Below are 19,848 nucleotides of genomic sequence, written 5' to 3' on the forward strand. Positions count from 1 at the left end.
CGTTCAGCGCATACGAAGCCGTTCCCCTAAACGGGATCACGGCTCCTGCGAAGCGGGAATCTTGCCGTCCTGGACAGGCGTGTCAATGGTGCTGGTCGACCGCACGACCGGCGCATCGTCATCGTCCCAGTCGAAGAACTTGCCACGCACCCGTTCATAGTTGACGTTCGGGTCGTAGAGAACGCCTCCGTCCAGGTTGAGGTCCCGGGCTTCGGCCCTGCCCATGGCGGCGAGGAGCGTGAAGCCGGCCACATAGGCGTCGCGCCGCGCCGTCACGAGAGTGACCTGGGCGTTGAGCAGTTCCTGTTCGGCATCGAGGATGTCCAGCACCGTGCGCCTGCCGACCGAGTTTTCCGCGCGGACGCCTTCAAGACTGAGCGCGGCGGCATCGACCGCAACCTGCGAGGAACGGATGAGGTCGTTGGAGGCGACGTAGGCGGTGAAGGCGGAGCGCACCTGCGCGATGACGTCGCGTTCCGTAGCGATCTCCTGCTCCAGCGCCGCCGATGCGTTGGCCTGTGCCTGGCGGCGCTGGGCCGCCGGCAGTCCACCCTGGAAGATGGGAATGGAGAGCTGGGCACCGGCCTGCGCGGCGGTGTCGGTCTGCGACACGCCGGAACTCGGCACACCCCGGGCCAGGGTGTTGAAGTAGTTGTTGTAACTGCCCTGACCGAACAGGCTCAGCGTCGGCAGGCGACCGGCACCGGCGACATCGATGTCCTTGTCGGCGGCGCGGCTCCGTTCCCGGGCGGCGATCAGGTCCGGGTTTGAATCCAGCGCCATCGCCGAGGCGTTGTCGGCATCGGCGGGAAGGCCGGGCAGCGGCGGCGGCGGCTCGAGGGTTTCGGGCGCATGGCCGACGAGCTGTATGTAAGTTTCGCGAGCGGCGGCGAGATTCGCCTCCGCCGTCAGCAAGTCGCTCTGCGCGACGGCAAGGCGGGACTGGGACTGGGCCACGTCCGTGCGGGTGAGATTGCCGATCTCGAAGCGATCGCTCGTCGCCTCGAGGTTGGTGCGCAGCACGGAGACGTTCTTGCGGTTCAGTCCGACGATCGCTTCGGTGCGGATCACGTCCATGTAGGCGGCAACGACCTGCGAGAAAACCGAAGCCTCTGTCGCCCGGAGGTCGGCCTGGCCGGCGGCGACGCGGATCTTCGCGGCCTTGATGCCGTTCTTGACCGCGCCACCCGAATAGATCGGTACGCCGATCTGGCCATCGGCGGTGAACACCTGGGTCGGCGCGTTGAACGAGTTTTCGCTCTGCTTGAGGAAGCGGGTGTACGTGCCGGTCGCAGAGGCGTTGGGCAGCCCCTGCGCCCTGGCTATCGGCACACCTTCATCGGTTGCGCGCTGCTGGGCGCGCGCCGCCTCCAGGGTCGGATTGGTCTGATATGCCGAAACCAGGGCATCGCGCAGAGTGTCGGCCTGCGCAGGAGCGCCCGCCGCCGTCAGTATCAGACATCCCCCCGCGAGAAGCCCGGCGCGCTTAGCGAACCGGGCCATGTTCAGAAGCTCCAGCGTTTGGGAGCGGCGAATTCGGGCAGAGCCGGAATTCCGATTTCCGCAAGCGGCAACAGCGTGACGGCGCCGGCCGCCTTGGTGCCGGCAGCGAGACGGGTTACGCCGCGCTCGACCAGACCGGTCACCACGCGGCCCCCTTCGGCCAGACGCGCGCACAGGGCGTCCGGAAGCACTTCGATTGCGCCGTCGATCACGATGAGGCTGTAATCTCCGTCACCGGCGTCTGCCGCCGCTTCCGGAGCGACAGCGGAAAGCGAGCCGACGAACGGACGAAGCAGCGTCGCGAGATAGCCTCCCCCGTCGCCAACGAGCAGCGCCTTGTCCTCCACGGAGGGCGCGGCTTCGCTCAGCATCATGCCCTGAACCAGAGGAGCGGCAAGCGAGCGGCCGTTGCCCAGCGGCACCGCGCGGTCGATGTAAGCGGCATCGCGCAGTTCGGTCGGGACGAAATTCTCCCGCGGCACCCGTGCCATCGCTTCGAGCACCCACGGCTCATTCACGCCGCTGGTGCGCAGCTGGCTGGAGATCATGGTCCGGCGGGCTTCTTCGAAGGTGCTGGCGTGGGCGGACCGGTCCTCGGTCAGGGTCATCTGCGTATTTCCTCACTCGCTCGCGAAAGAAGCGGGAATACGCTGCACTCGCGGCTACGGCACTGATGCCGCGCTTCTATGCCAAGCGGCCTCTCAGGCCAAGCCCTATGCGACGACACTGGTCGATCCGATCAAGCACTTTGACGATCACCCCCGCCCGCCTTATGGAGCGGCGCAAATCCGACGTTATCCGCCCGCACGGGACAAGAAACGGAGCGCATTTTCCATGGCAGAAATGGTCACCATCCGCGAAGAGGACCTCATCGAGTCCGTCGCCGATGCCTTGCAGTACATCAGCTATTACCACCCGATGGACTATATCCGCGCGCTCGGCGACGCCTACGAGGCTGAGGAAGGCCCGGCGGCGAAGGACGCCATCGCCCAGATCCTGACGAACAGCCGCATGTGCGCCGAAGGGCACCGCCCGATCTGCCAGGATACCGGCATCGTCAATGTCTTCATCGAGTGGGGTCAGAACTGCCGCCTCGAGTCCGATCGCAGCTTGCAGGACGTCGTCGATGACGGCGTGCGCCGCGCCTACAACCACCCCGAGAACCGCCTGCGCGCCTCGGTGCTGGCCGATCCCGCGTTCACCCGCCGTAATACCAGGGACAACACGCCGTGCGTGCTGTCGGTCAGCATGGTGCCGGGCTCGAAGGTCTCGGTGGACGTCGCGGCCAAGGGCGGCGGCTCGGAGAACAAGTCCAAGTTCAAGATGATGAACCCGAGCGATTCCATCGTCGACTGGGTGATCGAGATGCTGCCGCAGATGGGCGCGGGCTGGTGCCCGCCGGGCATGCTGGGCATCGGCATCGGCGGCACCGCTGAGCACTGCGTCAAGCTCGCCAAGCAGAGCCTGATGGAGCCGATCGACATGGCCCAGCTCAAGCAGCGCGGCCCTCAGAACGACATAGAGGCGCTGCGCATCGAGATCTTCGACAAGGTCAACGCGCTCGGCATCGGTGCGCAGGGCCTTGGCGGCCTTGCCACCATCCTCGACGTCAAGATCCTCGACTGGCCGTGCCACGCCGCGGGCAAGCCGGTCGCGATGATCCCCAACTGCGCCGCCACCCGCCACGCGCACTTCACGCTCGACGGTTCGGGCCCGAGCTTCCTCGAAACCCCGAAGCTGGACGAGTGGCCGAAGGTCGAGTGGAAGCCCAGCAAGGAAGCGAAGCGCGTCAACCTCGACACGCTGACCGCCGAAGAAGTGCAGGGCTGGAAGCAGGGCGATCGCCTGCTGCTCAACGGCAAGATGCTGACCGGCCGTGACGCCGCGCACAAGCGCATCGCCGACATGCTGGCGAAGGGTGAGGAACTGCCCGTCGATTTCAGGGGCCGGGTGATCTACTACGTCGGCCCGGTCGATCCGGTGCGCGAGGAAGTCGTCGGCCCGGCGGGCCCGACCACCGCGACGCGCATGGACAAGTTCTCCGACACCATGCTTGACCTCGGCCTGCTGGCCAGCATCGGCAAGTCCGAGCGCGGCCCGGCAGCGACCGCGTCGATCGCGAAGCACAAGTCCGCCTACCTGATGGCCGTCGGTGGCGCGGCCTACCTCGTCTCGCGCGCGATCAAGGAAGCCAAGGTCGTCGGCTTCGAGGACCTCGGCATGGAAGCGATCTACGAGTTCACCGTCGAGGACATGCCCGTGACCGTCGCCGTCGACAGCGAGGGCAACAACGTCCACACGCTGGCCCCGCCGGTGTGGAAGGCGAGGATCGCGGAAGAGCAACTGCTGGTCTGATGATGGCTCCGTGGCTCCGGCACCGGTCTGGAGCCACGGCGCTGCCCTCCTCCTCACCCTTCGACCAACAACAAACCTCGTCCGACCGATGCGCTGGTGCGGTGAAGCGTTTTCGCGCTAGACCCGGTAGAATGTCCCACGCTGCATCCTTCCCCCGCGTCCCTGCGCGGACCGTGCTCCTGTCACTGGCGGCCTTGTGGGCCTGCTACTTCATCGTTGCGAGCCTGCGCGGTCTCGTCATGGGGTTCGACCTCGACTGGCCGATCCTGTCGCGGCGCCTGACGATCTGCATCGTGTCCATGCTGGTGATGGCCGCCGTATGGCCCCTTCTCCAGCTGCTGGAGCGCAAGTCCGGCGGGGCCCGGCTGGCGATCGTGCTGGTCGGCGCCTTGCCGCTCTCGCTGGCGCTCAGCGTCGTGAACGATGTCATCTTCGCCGATCTTCAGCACAGGGCCTATGGTGACGAGGAGGATGTCGCGGCCATGAAGGCGGGGAACGTGCGCATATCGCGTGACGAGGCGGGCAACATCCTGGTGGACCTGCCCAAGATCAATCCGCCCGCTCCCCCCGCTCCGCCCCTGCCCGGGGCATCGGAAGAGCCGCCGCCGCCCCCGGCCCCGCCGACGGAGGAGGCGCCGCCAGAGCGGGGCGCGGCCATAACGATCAAGACCGGATCGTTCCTCGGCTACAACATCGGGCACTGGGCAGCCATCGCCGACACGGCGTTTGGCCGATACTTCCTCGTGCTGGCATGGGCCGCGCTTTACTTTGCCCTGGCCAAAGCCGAGGAAGCCCGCGCCGCCGAGCGTCGGGAGGGGGAATACCGACGCGCTGCGGAGGCGGCGGAGCTGCGGTCCCTGCGCTATCAGGTGAATCCGCACTTCCTGTTCAACACGCTCAATTCCCTTTCGGCCCTCGTCATGGTCGGGCGGCAGGACGACGCGGAAGAGATGATCCAGACCCTTTCCACCTTCTATCGGCGTACGCTGTCCGGGGATCCCACCAACGATTTGTCCCTGGTTGACGAGATCGAGCTGCAGCGGCTCTACTTCGCGATCGAGGCGGTACGGTTCCCCAATCGATTGCTCACGCATATCGATGTTGACGAGGCCGTGCGCGATGCGAAAGTTCCCGGCATGATCCTGCAGCCCATCGTTGAGAACTCCGTGAAGTACGCCGTTGCCGCCACGCAGCAACCCGTCACGATCGCCATCGAGGCGCGCCGCGAAGGCGGCCAGCTGGTGATTACCGTCCATGACGATGGACCGGGCGGCAGCCGCGATCCGAAAGTCCGGGCGGAAGGCTGCGGCATCGGCCTTGCCAACGTGCGCGATCGTCTCCGCGCGCGCTACGGAGAGGCGGGCACTCTCACCTTCGGCAAGCTGCCCGGGGGCGGCTTCGCAACGGTGCTGCGCATGCCGCTGGAGGCCGGGAATGTCTGAGCCGCAGAACGCCGGAGGGCCGTTGCGTACCCTCATCGTCGACGACGAGCCGCTGGCGGTGGAGCGCATGCAAGTGATCTGCGCAAGGATCGAGGGCGTGTCCGTCATCGGGACCGCAAGCGATGGGCAGGCCGCGCTGCGCCTGATCGACGCACTCTCGCCCGATCTCGTGCTGCTCGATCTCACGATGCCCGAAACAGACGGGTTGACTGTCGCGCGCAACCTGGGCGGGAGGGCGAACGCACCGGCGGTGATCTTCGTCACGGCGCACGACGAATTCGCCGTCGAGGCGTTCGATCTCGACGCTGTGGACTACGTGCTGAAGCCGGTGGCCCCGGATCGGTTGCAAAGGGCGGTCGGGCGCGTGGTGTCACGCCGGGGAGAGCGGTCGCAGCCTTCGCGCAGCGAGTGGCTGGAGGAGTTCTGGGTGCCGCACCGTTCGGAACTGGTCCGCGTTGCCGCCGCCGAGGTGCAGCGCATCGATGCGGAGCGGGATTACGTCCGGCTCCATGTCGGGTCGCAGAGCTATCTCCTGCTCCAGACGATCACCAGTCTGGAGGAGCGGCTCGATCCGGAGCAGTTCATCCGCATTCACCGCAGCTGCATTCTGCAGCGAAGCCATGTCACGGGTCTTCGTCACGAAGGCCTGGGCGTGTGGTCGGCGGAAACGCTTGACGGAGAAGCCTTGCGCATCGGCCGGACCTATCTTCCGGCGGTAAAGAAAATGGCGGGCCGTTAAGCCCGCCATCAAGTGTTTTTCCGGGTCTTTTCTCTTTTTGGGACCTCGGTGAAAGGGGGGCTCAGCCGCCGAGACGGGTGCCGTCGTCGGCCCGGGCGATCGCGGTGGCAACCGGTTCGCGGCTGTTCGACAGGGCTTGCTCGTAGCAGGCGTGATCGACCATGCCGGCGATGCGCGTTCCAGTGGTCGGGCGGTCGACGCGGCAGACCCTGCGCGCGGCGGTGGTGATCCGCTTGTCCAGTTCGGCCTGGCCGGATGCGGTCGTCAGGTCGAGGTCGCCGTAAGTCACTTCAATGGACTTCGCGAAAGCGGCGGGCGCGGCGAACAGGCTGACGGTGCAGACAGCGGCGGCGACGATGGCTTGGGTCTTGAACATGATGCTTTCCTCCTCATGGTGTGAGCCTTGGGGAAGAAGGTTCCGTCCGGCTCGATGAGTGTCATGTGCACCACCCGGGGCGGCCCAGCATCCGGAGGTCGATTTTCAGCCGAGGGGGATCGACAAAGGCAAAGCGCGCCGGACAAGTGACGTTTGCAGCCGACGAACGACATGGAAGATGGCGGGCGACGGCATCCGTCAGGGACGAATCGCCCTCACCCGTGGCGCTGCGGCGATTCCCGCGCTAGGATTGCGCCCGCATGCTGCCGCTGATCATCGTCTTCTGCCTTGGGGTGCTCAATTTCGCCGCGCACAGGGCGGTGCTGGACAGCAATCATCCGATGCTGATGCAGGTGCCCTGGTTCTTCCAAACACTGGGCGGCAGGCTCAGCCTCATCGTGGAGTTCGTGATGCTGCTCGGCGCGCTTGTGATGGTGGCGGCGGGATCGACCGGCTGGGCGCTGGTCTATGTGTTCTACAGCGGCCTCAATACGCTGTCGGCGTGGCTGATCTTCACCGGTCGGGTATGAACGTCCAAGGCTACGGGAACTTCGCAGGGCATCGGAGGCTTTTTGGCGCATGACACCTGCACGCGGCACGAAACCGTCCAAAGTCTGGCTCGTCTGCAATGCGGCCAGCGGCAGCAACAACGATGCGGCCGTCGATGAGCTTGTCCAGGCTTTCGCAGGCGCCGGAATGACCGTCGACCGCCTCCTGCGGTTCCCGGACGACCCGGCGCCCTCCCCGGCGGATCTGGACGCCGCGGGTGTGGAGATGCTGGCCGTGTTCGGTGGAGACGGCACCACGCACTCCATCGTCATGAAGGCCTGCGGCTGGGACAAGCCCGTGCTGGTGCTGCCCGGGGGGACGATGAACCTGCTGGCCAAGCGGATGCATGGCGAAGTGCCCGCTCCCGAGATCGTCGGGCGGCTGACGGGATCGCTGCGTACCGTCCGTCCCAGCGTGATCCGGTCCCGCCACGGGATCGGGCTCACCGGCGCGCTGGCCGGGCCCGGTACGGTGTGGAACGAGGTGCGCGAGGCGATGCGGGCGTTGAACGTCATCGATTTCGTGGCTTCCACCCGCGAAGCCATCGTGCAATCCACCGCCGGCCCCAAGGTTCACTGCGCCGGAATCGATTGCGGCCGGGAGGAAGGCTATGCGGCGATCACGGTGGTCCCGCACGAGGATGGGCTGCACGCCAGCGGCTATTACGCGGAGTCCCTTGCAGATTATGCCGGGCAAGGCATCGCGCTGCTCAACCGCAACTTTCGCGACGGCCCGCATGACGACCTGGGGCGGCATCCACGCCTGCGGCTGGTCTGCCCCGCAGGCGAACAGATGGGCTTGCTGATAGATGGCGAGCCCTTCGACGGGGCCGAAGAAGAAGAATTCGAGCTGGGCACCTGCGAGGTGGACCTGGTCACGACGAAGGAGTTCGAGACGTAATGCACGGGCAAGCCGCAGTGATGCGCAATGGTCCATTGCGGCTGTTTCACATCAGCGACATTCACTTCGGGTTGGAAGACACCCGTGCGCTGGACTGGGTGAAGAGCTGCATCGAAACCGAAAAGCCGGACGCGATCGCGATAACCGGCGATCTCACCATGCGGGCGCGCCATCCGGAATTCCGGGCAGCCTGTGAGTGGATCACGGCCCTCAAGGTGCCCGTGACGGTGGAAGTCGGCAATCACGACATTCCCTACTTCAATCTCTACCAGCGCTTCTTCGCGCCGTACAAGCGGTTCAAGGCAATCGAGCGGCTGGTGGAGACGGAGCTGGACCTGCCTGATCTGGCCATCGTACCGCTTCGCACGACCACGCGTGCCCAGTACCAGCGGTTTCCCTGGTCGAACGGGTGGGTGACGGAGCGCGCTCTCCGTCACACCCTGGATGCGATAGACGCCCTTCCTTCAGGAACGCGGATCCTCGTCGCCTGCCATCATCCGCTGACCGAGCGGCGAGCGGATGGCAAGCTGCTGACCATCAACGGGACGCGCGCGATGGAAGCGCTCGCCGGCCGCAAGGTGATGGGTGTGCTCTCCGGGCATGTTCATGACGCCTTCGATCTCACGGAGCAAACGGCGGCCGGTCCGCTGCGGATGATCGGCGCCGGCACGTTGTCGAAGCGGATCCGCTCGACCCCGCCCAGCTTCAACGAAATTGTCGTGGAAGGCGGTCAGGTGCGGGTCACCGCACGCAATCTGGCCAAGGTTCCCACGCGGGCCATGCAGATCGACGAGGTCCCGGAAAACGCCCTGCCCCCGCGCGAGCCGAGGGAGCCGGTCGCGCCCATTGCCACCGTACCGCCGGTCGACCCACCAGTGCACTGAGGCGTCAGATCGGGCGCGAGCGCAGGTCCTGCAGGTCCGCGTAGACGTCCCGGGCGCGCTCGCAAGCCTCTTCCGAACCCTTGTCGCACTGACGCATGTGCTTTTGATATTGTTTGTCCAGCCTGCCGATTTCCTCATCGCGCTTGCGCAAGGCGCGCCCACGCTTCTCGTCGGCTTCGGACTGGCTGGTCGTGGTCCAGTCGACAGCCTTGCCTGCCACGCGGATGGGTGCGGTGACGATGCTGGCGGCGGTACGGACGCAGCCGGAGAGCATGAAGGCAGATGCCAGGGTCAGCACGATCGTAGAGCGGCGGATCATTCCAGTATCCTTCCTTGGCCTCATGCCGGCGCAAGCGCCGATGGGGCGCTCATAAACGAAGAGGCCGCTTCGGGGGAAGCGGCCTCCTGGTTCCACGTGGAACGCCTGTGTCAGGCGGTTTCGGCGCTGTCGTAGTACTTGGGTGCGTACTCGTTGAGGATCGCCAGGATCTTCTTGAGCGCTGCCGGCTCGTCGGTCTTTTCCATCGCCGCGAGTTCGCGCGCAAGACGCGAGGATGCGGCTTCGAAGATCTGACGTTCCGAGTAGCTCTGCTCCGGCTGGTCGTCCGCGCGGAACAGGTCGCGGGTCACCTCGGCGATCGAAACCAGATCACCCGAGTTGATCTTGGCTTCGTACTCCTGCGCGCGGCGCGACCACATGGTGCGCTTGACCTTGGGCTTGCCCTTGAGCGTGTCCAGGGCTTCGCGCAGGGTCTTGTCGGAGGACAGCTTGCGCATCCCGATGGATTCGACCTTGTTCACCGGTACGCGCAGCGTCATCCGCTCTTTTTCGAACCGCAGAACATAAAGCTCGAGCTGCATCCCGGCAATTTCCTGCTTCTGCAGCTCGATCACACGGCCTACGCCGTGCTTAGGATAAACGACGTAATCTCCAACATCGAAGGCGTCGGCCCTGGTTGCCATGTATCGTCCTTTCACCTGCAGGGTTGCCGTTCGTTTCGAATCGGGAGATAAACCGGAGGGTGCGACATGGAGACGTGCTGTCTCCGCCGTCCGGTCAGACTCTTCTCCCCAACCGTCTTCTTTCGAACCCTGCCTCGCACTGAAAATGCCTGCCGAACGGGCAGAAGCCCGGGCAGTTGAGCGATTATATAGCACCGATATGGCAAAAAAGCCAGAGGCGCGGAAACCTTTTCGTTTTCGCGCCTCCCGGCTCACTGCGGCAGCAGGGTTCTGCCCTGCTACGCGGTTCTGAATGTTCGAAAAAAGCAGTCTCCGTCGGACGGGCTGCTTTCTGCAGAAAAAATCAGTCGCCCTCGCCCGGTTCGGGCGAGAAGAACTTCTCGAACTTGCCCTCGACCCCCTTCATCTCGTCGGCGTCGGCAGGCGCGTCCTTCTTCGACGTGAGATTAGGCCATTCCGCCGAGTACTTGGCGTTCAGCTCCATCCACTGCTCGAGACCGCTTTCGGTGTCGGGAAGGATCGCCTCCGCCGGGCATTCCGGTTCGCACACGCCGCAGTCGATGCATTCGCTGGGGTTGATGACCAGCATGTTCTCACCCTCGTAGAAGCAATCCACGGGGCAGACCTCGACGCAGTCCATGTACTTGCACCTGATGCAGGCGTCGGTGACGACGTACGTCATGAGTGCGCTTTCCTTCCTTCACGCGTCAGTTGGTTGGCGGCGCTGCTATGGGATCGATGGCCCTGCCGTCAAGCACTCTGTAGCAACCCTGCGCTTCGCTATAGGGTCCGCGGCGCAGGGGCAAAGAAAGGACTTCTATCACCTTCACAGTGCCACCTATGGAGAGGGTGAGCACATCGCCGACCGCGATCTTCTGGTGTGCCCGGTCGATCCGCCGCCCGTTGAGCCGCATGTGGCCCTCCTCGGCCATGGTCTGCGCGACGGGCCGCGTCTTCGCGAGGCGGAGGAACCAGAGGAGCTTGTCGACCCTCACCGCACCATGTCCGCAAGCGCCGCGAACGCGCTGTCCCGCCGCACCTGGGCTGCAGGCTCTGCATCCGTGTGCCGGCGAGAGGGACGCCAGCGCCAGCGGACGGGAGCCGGTGGGCCGTGCTGGCCCTCGGCAAGCGCACGCGGCACGATAGCCTGGAAGCCAGCCAGCTTGAGCAGGCGCGCATAACTCGCGGTGGTCAAACCCATGGATACGGCGCGCGCAGGATCGAGTGCGAAGGTGCCGCGCTTCTCGCCAGCGCGCTTCTCGCCGGCGTGCTTCTCGCCGCCGCGTGCATCGTGCGCCTCGCGCAGCAGCTTCTCGGCCATGTCGAGACGCAGGAACTGTTTGCCGAGGTTGCGGTAGCCGGCGGGCGGGCGACGGCTGCCGGCGGGCAGGGCGGGGGGCATCGCGGGGTCGGGCGCTGCACCGTCCTGCTTTCCGGCCACGCGCGCCAGCTGGCGCCAGAGCGTGATGGTCTGCGGCCGCAGCATTGCCGGGACGAAGAGATCGAGCGCACCGACCTTCACGCCCAGGCGGGAAAGCATAGTGCGCCGCTGCTTGTCGAGGCGATCGACGCCGGACCCTTCGCGGGCGGCGATCCCGCCACGTTCCACCAGAGCGATGAGCAAGGCGCGCAAGTCCGGACCGGCCTCGGTCGAGCGGCTTGCCTCGTCCAGCTTGGTGAGCGGCGCCAGGGGAGCAAGCGCCGTCTCCAGCCAGCGCTCGAGCGCGGCGACCAGCGCCTTGCGCGACGGCCCGGGTACGGCATCCAGCGCGCGGTCGGGAACGAGGATCGGCGTCAGCAGCGAGCGGCCGGGAGCCAGGGTTGCCAGCTTCTGGCCGTCCCAGACGAGCGCGCCGTTCTCCAGTGTGATGTCGGCACAGCCTTCGTGCACCGCATCCACCAGCGTGTCCGCCCGCTTGCCCAGCAGAGTCGCGAGGTGCTTTTCCGCCGCTGCCAGAAGCAGCTTGCGGTCCGACAGCCGCGCACCGGGATCGACCTGGAAGGTGAAGCCACGCAGGGAGCCGATGTGCTCGCCTTCGACCAGCACCTCCTCGTCTTCGAGCCGTACCGAAAGGAGGCCGGTGTCCGGGCCAAGTTTCTTCATCAGAACAGCTGTCCTGCGGTTGATGAATCGTTCCGTCAATTTGCCGTGAAGTGCGTCTGAAAGTCGAGCCTCCACGGCGCGGGCGCGGGCGGCCATCTCATCGCGGGCGAGCACCCAGTCGGGGCGCTGTGCGATATAGGCCCAGGACCGGATCGCGGCGATGCGACCCTGCAGCGTGTCGATATCGCCGCCGGTACGATCAAGTTGCGCGATCTGCGCCGCCACGAAATCCGCCCCAAGTTCTCCAGCGCGAAGATCCTGCCAAAGCCTCGCGACGAAGCGCGAATGCGTCTCCACGCCCTGCTGGCGGAAGTCCGGCAAGCGGCAGACGTCCCAGAAGCGGCGCACCTGACCGATGCCACGCACGGTGTCGGCCACCGCGCCTTCATCCGCCAGGCGCTTTAGCACGGCAAGGTCGATGGCTTCGGGGGCGGAGGCAAGCTCGGGGCGGGAAGGGGGCGCCTCGAGATCGGCGATGAGCGTGGCAAGGGTGTCGAACCGCGGTTCCGGGTCGCGCCAGAACAGCTTGGTGAGAGGCGCGAAGCGATGTTCCTCGATCGCGTAGATCTCATCGGGTTCGAAATCGGAGTCGTGCCCGCCGGTGCCCGTGAGCGTGCCGAACGTACCGTCCTTCTGGTGACGACCGGCGCGTCCGGCGATCTGCGCCATCTCGGGTGGTGTCAGGCGGCGATGGCGGCGCCCGTCGTACTTGGACAGCCCGGCGAAGGCCACATGCTCGACATCGAGATTGAGGCCCATGCCGATGGCGTCCGTGGCGACGAGGTAATCCACTTCGCCCGATTGGTAGAGCGCCACCTGCGCGTTGCGGGTCTGGGGCGAGAGTGCGCCCATCACCACCGCCGCACCCCCTCGGAAGCGGCGCAGCATTTCGGCGATGGCGTAGACCTGCTCGGCCGAGAACGCCACGATGGCGCTGCGCGGCGGGACGCGGCTGAGCTTCTTCGCGCCTGCATGGGAGAGGGTGGAGAAGCGCGGACGGGTAACGATTTCCGCCTGCGGCACCAACGCCCGTACCAGCGGCTCCACAGTCGACGAGCCGAGGATCATCGTCTCCTCGCGTCCCCGGGCGTGCAGCAGGCGATCGGTAAAGACATGGCCGCGTTCGCGATCGGCCGCCAGCTGCGCCTCGTCGATGGCGACGAAGGCCATGGACCGCTCCGCCACGGGCATGGCTTCGACGGTACAGAGCCGATAGCGGGCTTCCTTCGGCTCGATCCGCTCTTCGCCGGTAATCAGCGCGACGCTTCTCTCGCCCTTGATCTTCACGACGCGATCGTAGACCTCGCGCGCCAGAAGGCGCAGCGGGAAGCCGATCATGCCGCTGGAGTGTGCGCAGAGACGCTCGATGGCGAGGTGAGTCTTGCCCGTGTTGGTCGGCCCGAGAACCGCCTTCACCCCGCCAGGAGCATCCTTCAAAGCCGAACCGTTCCGGTGCTGAACCATTATGACGATAGATGTGGCACTGCGACCGGCCGCTCGCAAGGGACGCAACGTCCGAAACACGCACGCAAATCCACAGTCTTAGGATGTTCGTAACCTTGTCCGGGCAGGGAAAGTCAGCGAGGTCCACCACGCGGGCCGAAAAAGGGTTGCTACGAGGGAACCGCGCATCTTGTTCAAAGCCGTCAAGCGCGCTCACACCGAACGGGCGGAAATTGACCACGAAAGTGGGCCGTCAGGGGCTGCGGGGGTACGCGCAGCGGCATGCGACGAGCCCGTCATCCTTGCCTTTCCGTCGAGCGCGAGCGTTCAGGAAGAACCGGTCCGGGGCGCCAGCCTGCGGGCAGCCATCGAGTCCTGGTGTGCCAGGGTCGATCTGGCGCCGGACCTTGCCAGCGACATCGGGAGCCGCACCTGGTTGCGCGGCCTTGCGACCTTGCTGGGGCTGGGAACAGCCGCGATTGCGCTGTGCCCCGGGTTCACCAGCGTCCAAACGGCAGCGGCGATGCCACTTGGCCAGCAAGAGCGCGAGGAGTTTCGCAGCCAGTCCATCGCACCGCTGGCGCTGGGCGCCGACAGTGGCCGCCACATGGGCGCTACTCCGCGCGTCAGTCCGTTGGCGGATGCGCCCGAGCGCCCGCGGGTGCAGTTGGTGTCCACGCTGGGGCAAGGGGACAGTCTCGGCCGGCTGCTGGAACGGGCCGGCGTCGGGGCGGGTGATGCAGCTCGCGTGGCGCAGCTGATCGCGCATGTTCTTCCCAACGGGGACATCGCGTCCGGCACGCAATTCGACATCACGCTGGGCCGCCGCCCGGCCGAAGGCGAGGCGCGGCTTCTCGAGAGCCTGGATTTCCGCGCCCGCTTCGACCTCGACCTGTCGATCGAGCGCAAGGGTAGCGGCCTGGCCGTGGTGCAGCACCCGATCCGGGTAGACGACACGCCGCTGCGGATCCGGGGCACCGTGGGCTCCAGTCTCTACCGCTCCGCCCGCAACGCCGGTGCACCGGTGGGCGCCATCCAGTCCTACCTCCAGGCCGTCGACAAGTACTTGAGCCTCGATGGCGACCTGCGGTCCGGGGACGGCTTTGACATGATCGTGAGTTACCGCCGGTCCGCGAAGGGCGAGCGGCAGGTGGGCGACCTGCTTTACGCCGGGGTGGAACGGGGCGGGAAGCCCAGGCTGCAACTGGTGCGGTGGGGCAAGGATAGGGCGATGTTTGCCGCGAGCGCGGTGGGACAGCCTCGCAGCGTGCCGATTGGCCAGCCCGTCGCCGGGCGTATCACATCAAACTACGGCGCGCGGCGCCACCCGATCCTGCGCTATATGCGCATGCACGCCGGAATCGATTTCGGCGCGCGTCACGGCTCTCCAATCTATGCCGTCGCGGATGGCACCGTCACGTATGCCGGGCGTCATGGCGGCCACGGCAATTACGTCCGGCTCCAGCACGGGGGCGGATTGGGTACGGGCTACGCGCATATGAGCCGCATAGCCGTACGCAACGGCGGGCAGGTGCGGGCCGGGCAGGTCATCGGCTACGTGGGATCCACGGGCCTCTCCACCGGGCCGCATCTCCATTTCGAGGCGTACCGCAACGGCCGGACGATCAATCCGGCGGGTATCGCCGTGGTCCAGCGTCCGCAGATCGACGGGCGTGAGCGCGACGCCTTCAAGGCCCGCCTGAACGCTCTTCTGGCGGTCGAACCCGGGGCGGCACTCGGCTCGCTGGCGCCCGAGGGTAGCGGCAGCGCGCAGGCGCAGCGCGAGATCGACAAGCTTGCGCCGTAGGGGCAGGCGCGTGGAACGCAAGCCACGCGTCGGCCTTGGCAAGCGCGTGCGATTGAACGCAGCGCCGTTTTCCGGCAAGCACCGCGCATGACCGGCACTTATCCCCACACCCGCCTCCGCCGCACCCGTGCAACCGCGTGGAGCCGTGCGCTTCACCGCGAGACCGTGCTTACCCCCGCGGACCTCATCTGGCCGCTGTTCATCACCGAGGGCGTCGGTGTGGAGCAGCCGGTGGAGGCTCTGCCGGGTGTATCGCGCTGGTCCGTGGACCTTATCGTTGAGCGCGCGCGCGAGGCCGTTGACCTTGGCATCCCGGTGCTGGCCCTGTTTCCCCATACCCAGCCGGAGCGCCGGAGCGAGGACGGGCGCGAAGCGCTCAATCCCGACAACCTCATGTGCCGCGCGATACGCGCGGTGCGCGATGCGCTGGGCGACCGTATCGGGCTGCTCACCGACGTCGCGCTCGACCCTTATACCAGCCACGGCCAGGATGGGCTGATCGATGAGGCCGGCTATGTCCTGAACGACAAGACGGTGGCGGCACTGGTCGGGCAGGCAGTCAACCAGGCGAACGCGGGCGCTGACATCATCGCCCCTTCGGACATGATGGATGGCCGCATCGGCGCCATCCGCGATGCGCTGGAAGAAGGCGGGCACATCAACGTCCAGATCATGAGCTACGCGGCGAAGTATGCCTCGGCCTTCTACGGACCGTTCCGGGACGCCGTCGGCTCACGCGGGTTGCTGAAGGGCGACAAGAAGACTTACCAGATGGACCCGGCCAATGCGGAGGAAGCGGTGCGCGAGGTCGAGATGGACCTGGCCGAAGGCGCTGACAGCGTCATGGTCAAGCCCGGGCTGCCTTATCTCGACATCGTCCGCCGGGTGAAGGAAACCTTCGAGATTCCCGTTTTCGCCTACCAGGTCTCGGGTGAGTACGCGATGATCGAGCACGCGGTCGCGGCAGGCGCGGCGGATCGGGACGCGATGGTGCTGGAGACACTGCTTGCCTTCAAGAGGGCAGGGTGCTCCGGCGTGCTGACTTACCACGCCGCGCACGCCGCACGCCTGCTGCGCGGGTAAGTTCCGCCGATCGGCGCGCCGCCTCATGCCCTTTCGGCAGCGCGCAAGAGGTGTTTTCGGCGCAATGACCTGTTCTTGAGCAGCCCCGGCAGGTACGTCTCCTGTTCGTGAACAGACGGGGCGATATCCGGCATGAGGCAAACGGCTGAAGAAACGACGGACGGGGTAACAGCCGGGAAGAGCGCAAGGCGGGGGCTCTTCGTGGCGACGATCCTAGTGGGAAGCTTCCTGCTGTTTCTGGTTCAGCCCATGGTCGCGCGCATGGCGCTGCCGCGGCTGGGCGGCGCTCCGAACGTGTGGAACAGCGCCATGCTGGTCTATCAGGCGCTTCTGCTCGGCGGCTATGCCTATGCGCACTGGCTGGGGCGGTTCACCTTGCGCCGCCAGGCCGCGATTCATCTGGCCCTGCTTCTTCTTGCAGCCCTGACCTTGCCCGTGGCTCTGGTGGACCTGCCTCCGATCACAGGTCTGCCGGAGGCGGCGTGGGTGCCGCTTCTGCTCGGGGCGAGCATCGGGCCGGTGTTCTTCGCCGTTTCGGCACAGGCGCCACTCATGCAGAGGTGGTTCGCGGCGGACCCGGCGGCCGGGGCACCATGGGCGCTCTACGCGGCGTCCAATCTGGGCAGCTTCACGGGACTTATCGCTTACCCCCTGCTGGCCGAGCCGCTGCTAAGCGTGCGGGCGCAGAGCCTTGCATGGTCAGCGGGCTTCGGCCTGCTGGTGCTGCTGGTCGGCCTCTCTGCCCTGAGCCGCTGGCACGCGCCCGCACAGACGGCGCGAAGCTTCACCCAAGCGCGAGGTTCAGGCGGCGCTCCGATCGACAGGCGGACCGTCGCGTTGTGGCTCGTGCTTTCCGCCGTTCCTTCCGGCTTGATGCTGTCGACCACCACGCACCTGACGACCGACATCTTCGCCATGCCCCTCCTGTGGGTCATTCCCCTCGGCCTCTACCTTCTGAGCTTCGTGGTGGCTTTCGCGGACGGCCGCACCAACGCGCGCTCCGTCACCCGCATCGCTCCGCTCTTCGTGCTTTTCGCGGGAAGCTACGCCATGCTGTCCAATGGCTCGGGCACATTGTGGATCGTAGGCGGAACGTGCCTCCTGCTGTTCTGCGTAGCGACGGCTTTGCATTCGCGTCTTTACGACCTGCGGCCGAGCCCCGAGCATCTGACGCGGTTCTATCTCACCACGTCGGCGGGCGGCGCGCTGGGCGGCCTCTTCACCGCGCTGATCGCGCCGCTGGCGTTCGACTGGGCCTGGGAGCACCCCTTGCTTATCCTTGCGGCGGCACTTCTGATGCCGCTGAAGCCGCTGCTGAGATGGCGGGACTCGGACGGCGTCGAGCCGGGAATGGCGCGCATCGCTCTGGGCCTGCTGATGGTGGCCGCACTCTTCCTCGGTTGGGAACTGCTTCAGAGCCGTGCAGAGGGCGACAACGATCTTCTCGTGCTTCTCCTCACCATCTTTCTCGTGGGCGTCGGTGTGATGGTCATGGCCTGGCGCTGGGCCTTCGTGGTGGTGCTGCTTGTCGCGATGGTTGCGCAGGGCGGCTGGTGGACCATGCGCGCGACCTTGGATGGCGACCGGACGCGAAGCTACTTCGGGATCTACACCTTGCGCGATGATGCGGAGCGAAAGGTTCGCACGCTCGCCCACGGCACGACGCTGCACGGGATGCAGGCGCTGGATGCAGCGCGGGCGAGGCAGTCGCTTACCTACTACGGCCCCACTTCCGGGGTAGGGCTAGCGCTGGCCGCCACGCCGCACATCATCGGACCGGGCGCGCGCATCGGGGTCGTCGGGCTCGGCACCGGCTCGCTCGCCTGTCAGGCGCGACCGGGACAGCAATGGACCTTCTTCGAAATCGATCCGGTCGTGCTGCGCTTCTCGACCGAGGGCCGTTTCACCTTCCTGCGCGACTGTACGCCCGATGCCCACGTCGTCCTCGGCGATGCCCGCCTCGAGCTGACGAAATTTCCGCCGCGCACGCTGGACGTGCTGGTCATCGACGCCTTCTCGTCGGACGCCATTCCCATGCATCTTCTCACATCCGAGGCTCTGCAGGTCTACCGCAGAGTGCTGGCGCCCGGGGGGCTTCTGCTGCTGCATATCTCGAACCGCTACATCGAGCTTGCGCCCGTGGTCGGTGCGAATGCCGAGGCGAACGGGCTCCGTGCGCTTTCCCGGGAGGACCGGCCGAGCGACGAGAGCCGCTACGCGCCTTCGCGCTGGATCGCGCTTTCAGCCAAGGCCTCTGTGCTGGACGGGCTTGCGCGGGCCCGCTCCGATGCGCCATGGACGGTGCTGGAAGAGCGGGCGTCGCACCCCTGGACGGACGATCACGCGTCCATCCTCCCGTACGTACGCTGGAGCAGGATGACAGGGAACCCATGACCGTCGAAACCGCCGCAGACAGGCACGACATCACCATCGCCAGCATCCACGGCAAGGCGCCCCGCATCCATTCGAGCGCCTTCATCGCCCCGGGCTGCCGCATCATCGGCGATGTGGAGATCGGGCCGGACGCCAGCGTCTGGTACAACTGCGTAATTCGGGCCGACGTTCACCGCATCGTCATCGGCGCGCGCACCAACATACAGGACGGGACCGTCGTTCATTGCGACAGCCCCAAAGCCTCACGGCCGGAGGGCTACCCCACGATCATCGGCGAGGACGTGCTGATCGGTCACATGGCGATGCTGCACGGCTGCACTCTGGAGGACCGCGCCTTCGTCGGGCTCGGTGCGATCGTGATGGACGGCAGTCACATCGAATCTGACGGGATGCTCGCTGCGGGGTCGCAACTTACCGGCAAGCGCATCGCCTCGCGGCAGCTTTGGATGGGCCGGCCCGCCAAATACGTGCGCGATCTGGATGACGCGGCGGTGGCAGCCAACCAGGCGGGCGTCCGGGGCTATGTCGTCAACGCCGGACTGCATGCCGAGGCGCTTGGGCTGAAGGGCTGATGGCGCGCCCCTCTGCGGCGATACCACCGGCTGAGGCGGTCCGGCAGCTGATCGATGACGCCGGGCGCCTGGCGCTGCGGGTGACGCCCGGCGCAAGAATCGAAGGGCTGGAGATCGTCGAAGGCAGGTTGCAGGCGAAGGTCAGGGCCAGGCCGGAAGACGGCAAGGCGAACGCGGCGGTGCGGGATCTGCTGGCCATGGCTCTGGGGATTGCGCCTTCTCGTCTCGAACTGCTGCGCGGCGCAACTTCGCGCGACAAGCAGTTCCGCGTCACCTAACGGCTCATTCCTCGCGCAAGAGTGGCGAGCGCCTCACCCATGGCGGCGGCCATCGCCGCCGGTTGGGGCGCCACATCGGCAATCGCGCGCTGCATCGCTTCGGCCCACTGGGCCGCCACTGCGGCGTTGATGACGAAGGGCTTGTGAAGACTGACCATGCAACGTCCCGGATTGGAGTCGAACCAGTCGCGCGGACCGCCGGCCCATCCGGCGAGGAACTTCGGGAAAGAGCGGCGAATCGGATCGAGGTCAGGCGCATGCATCGCCCTCAGTTCGGCGTAGGCCGGATCCTGTTCCATCAGGTCATAGAAGCGGTTGCAGATTGCCTCGAAGACCGGCGTGCCGCCAAGACGGTGAAAGGGGGTGTCGGGCAAGTCGACGCTATCGGCGCTGTGATCGGCAGGCACGGCGGTCTCCAAGGGCAGGTTGATGTTCTGCCCTCCTAGCCGCGGCGTT

Annotated in this window: 20 protein-coding genes; 11 read left to right on the forward strand and 9 right to left on the reverse strand. The window is 66.3% G+C overall.

Annotated elements, in window-relative coordinates:
* Positions 1-36: 36 nt before the first annotated feature.
* Positions 37-1,503, reverse strand: coding sequence for a TolC family outer membrane protein (locus C2R25_RS11155; RefSeq protein WP_103729245.1), 1,467 nt, complete (start codon positions 1,501-1,503; stop codon positions 37-39).
* Positions 1,504-1,505: 2 nt separating this feature from the next.
* The gene (locus C2R25_RS11160; protein ID WP_103729246.1) at positions 1,506-2,111 is read right to left on the reverse strand and encodes a protein-L-isoaspartate O-methyltransferase; all 606 of its coding nucleotides are present in this window, start codon (positions 2,109-2,111) and stop codon (positions 1,506-1,508) included.
* 226 nt (positions 2,112-2,337) lie between these two features.
* Here C2R25_RS11160 and C2R25_RS11165 point away from each other — a divergent pair, with 226 nt between their 5' ends.
* From C2R25_RS11165 to C2R25_RS11175, 3 genes are all read left to right on the forward strand, one after another.
* Positions 2,338-3,858 carry a fumarate hydratase gene (locus C2R25_RS11165; protein ID WP_103729330.1) on the forward strand — a complete coding sequence of 507 codons (1,521 nt, stop codon included), beginning with the start codon at positions 2,338-2,340 and terminating at the stop codon, positions 3,856-3,858.
* A 131-nt stretch (positions 3,859-3,989) separates the two neighbouring features.
* Positions 3,990-5,300 carry a sensor histidine kinase gene (locus tag C2R25_RS11170; RefSeq protein WP_103729247.1) on the forward strand — a complete coding sequence of 437 codons (1,311 nt, stop codon included), beginning with the start codon at positions 3,990-3,992 and terminating at the stop codon, positions 5,298-5,300.
* Entirely contained in the window at positions 5,293-6,039 is a 747-nt protein-coding gene (locus tag C2R25_RS11175) for a LytTR family DNA-binding domain-containing protein (RefSeq protein ID WP_103729248.1), read from the forward strand. Before C2R25_RS11170 ends, C2R25_RS11175 begins: the two co-directional genes overlap by 8 nt.
* Before the next feature lie 61 nt (positions 6,040-6,100).
* Here the strand turns inward: C2R25_RS11175 and C2R25_RS11180 are convergent, their stop codons facing one another.
* Positions 6,101-6,415: a UrcA family protein gene (locus tag C2R25_RS11180; protein WP_103729249.1), complete on the reverse strand. Its 315-nt coding sequence runs from the start codon at positions 6,413-6,415 to the stop codon at positions 6,101-6,103.
* A 260-nt stretch (positions 6,416-6,675) separates the two neighbouring features.
* Between C2R25_RS11180 and C2R25_RS11185 the strand changes: the two genes are divergently transcribed.
* Genes C2R25_RS11185 through C2R25_RS11195 form a run of 3 tightly spaced genes read left to right on the forward strand, consistent with a single transcriptional unit; the run spans position 6,676 to position 8,748 of the window.
* Entirely contained in the window at positions 6,676-6,945 is a 270-nt protein-coding gene (locus tag C2R25_RS11185; protein WP_103729250.1) for a hypothetical protein, read from the forward strand.
* Positions 6,946-6,994: 49 nt separating this feature from the next.
* A complete protein-coding gene (locus C2R25_RS11190; protein WP_103729251.1) occupies positions 6,995-7,864 on the forward strand; it encodes a diacylglycerol kinase family protein in 870 nt (289 codons plus the stop codon).
* A complete protein-coding gene (locus C2R25_RS11195) occupies positions 7,864-8,748 on the forward strand; it encodes a metallophosphoesterase (RefSeq protein WP_233203918.1) in 885 nt (294 codons plus the stop codon). The genes C2R25_RS11190 and C2R25_RS11195 overlap by 1 nt, the downstream gene beginning before the upstream one ends.
* A 4-nt stretch (positions 8,749-8,752) precedes the next feature.
* On the opposite strand, the gene C2R25_RS11200 is transcribed toward C2R25_RS11195, so the two are convergent.
* From C2R25_RS11200 to C2R25_RS11220, 5 genes are all read right to left on the reverse strand, one after another.
* Positions 8,753-9,067 carry a hypothetical protein gene (locus C2R25_RS11200; RefSeq protein WP_103729253.1) on the reverse strand — a complete coding sequence of 105 codons (315 nt, stop codon included), beginning with the start codon at positions 9,065-9,067 and terminating at the stop codon, positions 8,753-8,755.
* A 110-nt stretch (positions 9,068-9,177) separates the two neighbouring features.
* The gene (locus tag C2R25_RS11205) at positions 9,178-9,711 is read right to left on the reverse strand and encodes a CarD family transcriptional regulator (RefSeq protein WP_103729254.1); all 534 of its coding nucleotides are present in this window, start codon (positions 9,709-9,711) and stop codon (positions 9,178-9,180) included.
* Positions 9,712-10,054: 343 nt separating this feature from the next.
* Positions 10,055-10,393: a ferredoxin FdxA gene (fdxA, locus tag C2R25_RS11210; protein WP_103729255.1), complete on the reverse strand. Its 339-nt coding sequence runs from the start codon at positions 10,391-10,393 to the stop codon at positions 10,055-10,057.
* Positions 10,394-10,418: 25 nt separating this feature from the next.
* Positions 10,419-10,706 carry an RNA-binding S4 domain-containing protein gene (locus C2R25_RS11215; protein ID WP_103729256.1) on the reverse strand — a complete coding sequence of 96 codons (288 nt, stop codon included), beginning with the start codon at positions 10,704-10,706 and terminating at the stop codon, positions 10,419-10,421.
* Positions 10,703-13,279: a helicase-related protein gene (locus C2R25_RS11220; protein WP_103729257.1), complete on the reverse strand. Its 2,577-nt coding sequence runs from the start codon at positions 13,277-13,279 to the stop codon at positions 10,703-10,705. The genes C2R25_RS11215 and C2R25_RS11220 overlap by 4 nt, the downstream gene beginning before the upstream one ends.
* Before the next feature lie 169 nt (positions 13,280-13,448).
* On the opposite strand from C2R25_RS11220, the gene C2R25_RS11225 reads away from it, so the two are divergent.
* From C2R25_RS11225 to C2R25_RS11245, 5 genes are all read left to right on the forward strand, one after another.
* Positions 13,449-15,065 carry a M23 family metallopeptidase gene (locus C2R25_RS11225; protein WP_233203919.1) on the forward strand — a complete coding sequence of 539 codons (1,617 nt, stop codon included), beginning with the start codon at positions 13,449-13,451 and terminating at the stop codon, positions 15,063-15,065.
* Positions 15,066-15,152: 87 nt separating this feature from the next.
* On the forward strand, positions 15,153-16,148 hold the full coding sequence (gene hemB, locus C2R25_RS11230; RefSeq protein WP_103729259.1) for a porphobilinogen synthase: 996 nt from the start codon (positions 15,153-15,155) through the stop codon (positions 16,146-16,148).
* Between the two features lie 132 nt (positions 16,149-16,280).
* On the forward strand, positions 16,281-18,542 hold the full coding sequence (locus C2R25_RS11235) for a spermidine synthase (protein ID WP_103729260.1): 2,262 nt from the start codon (positions 16,281-16,283) through the stop codon (positions 18,540-18,542).
* Positions 18,539-19,114 (forward strand): gamma carbonic anhydrase family protein, encoded by a 576-nt coding sequence (locus C2R25_RS11240; RefSeq protein WP_103729261.1) that lies wholly within the window; start codon positions 18,539-18,541, stop codon positions 19,112-19,114. Before C2R25_RS11235 ends, C2R25_RS11240 begins: the two co-directional genes overlap by 4 nt.
* A complete protein-coding gene (locus C2R25_RS11245; RefSeq protein ID WP_103729262.1) occupies positions 19,114-19,392 on the forward strand; it encodes a DUF167 domain-containing protein in 279 nt (92 codons plus the stop codon). Before C2R25_RS11240 ends, C2R25_RS11245 begins: the two co-directional genes overlap by 1 nt.
* On the opposite strand, the gene C2R25_RS11250 is transcribed toward C2R25_RS11245, so the two are convergent.
* Positions 19,389-19,799 (reverse strand): globin, encoded by a 411-nt coding sequence (locus C2R25_RS11250; RefSeq protein WP_233203920.1) that lies wholly within the window; start codon positions 19,797-19,799, stop codon positions 19,389-19,391. The two genes, C2R25_RS11245 and C2R25_RS11250, sit on opposite strands and share 4 nt — an antisense overlap.
* Positions 19,800-19,848 lie beyond the last annotated feature (49 nt).

It is taken from the genome of Novosphingobium sp. HII-3, from assembly GCF_002916655.1.
Classification (GTDB): Bacteria; Pseudomonadota; Alphaproteobacteria; order Sphingomonadales; family Sphingomonadaceae; genus Novosphingobium; species Novosphingobium panipatense.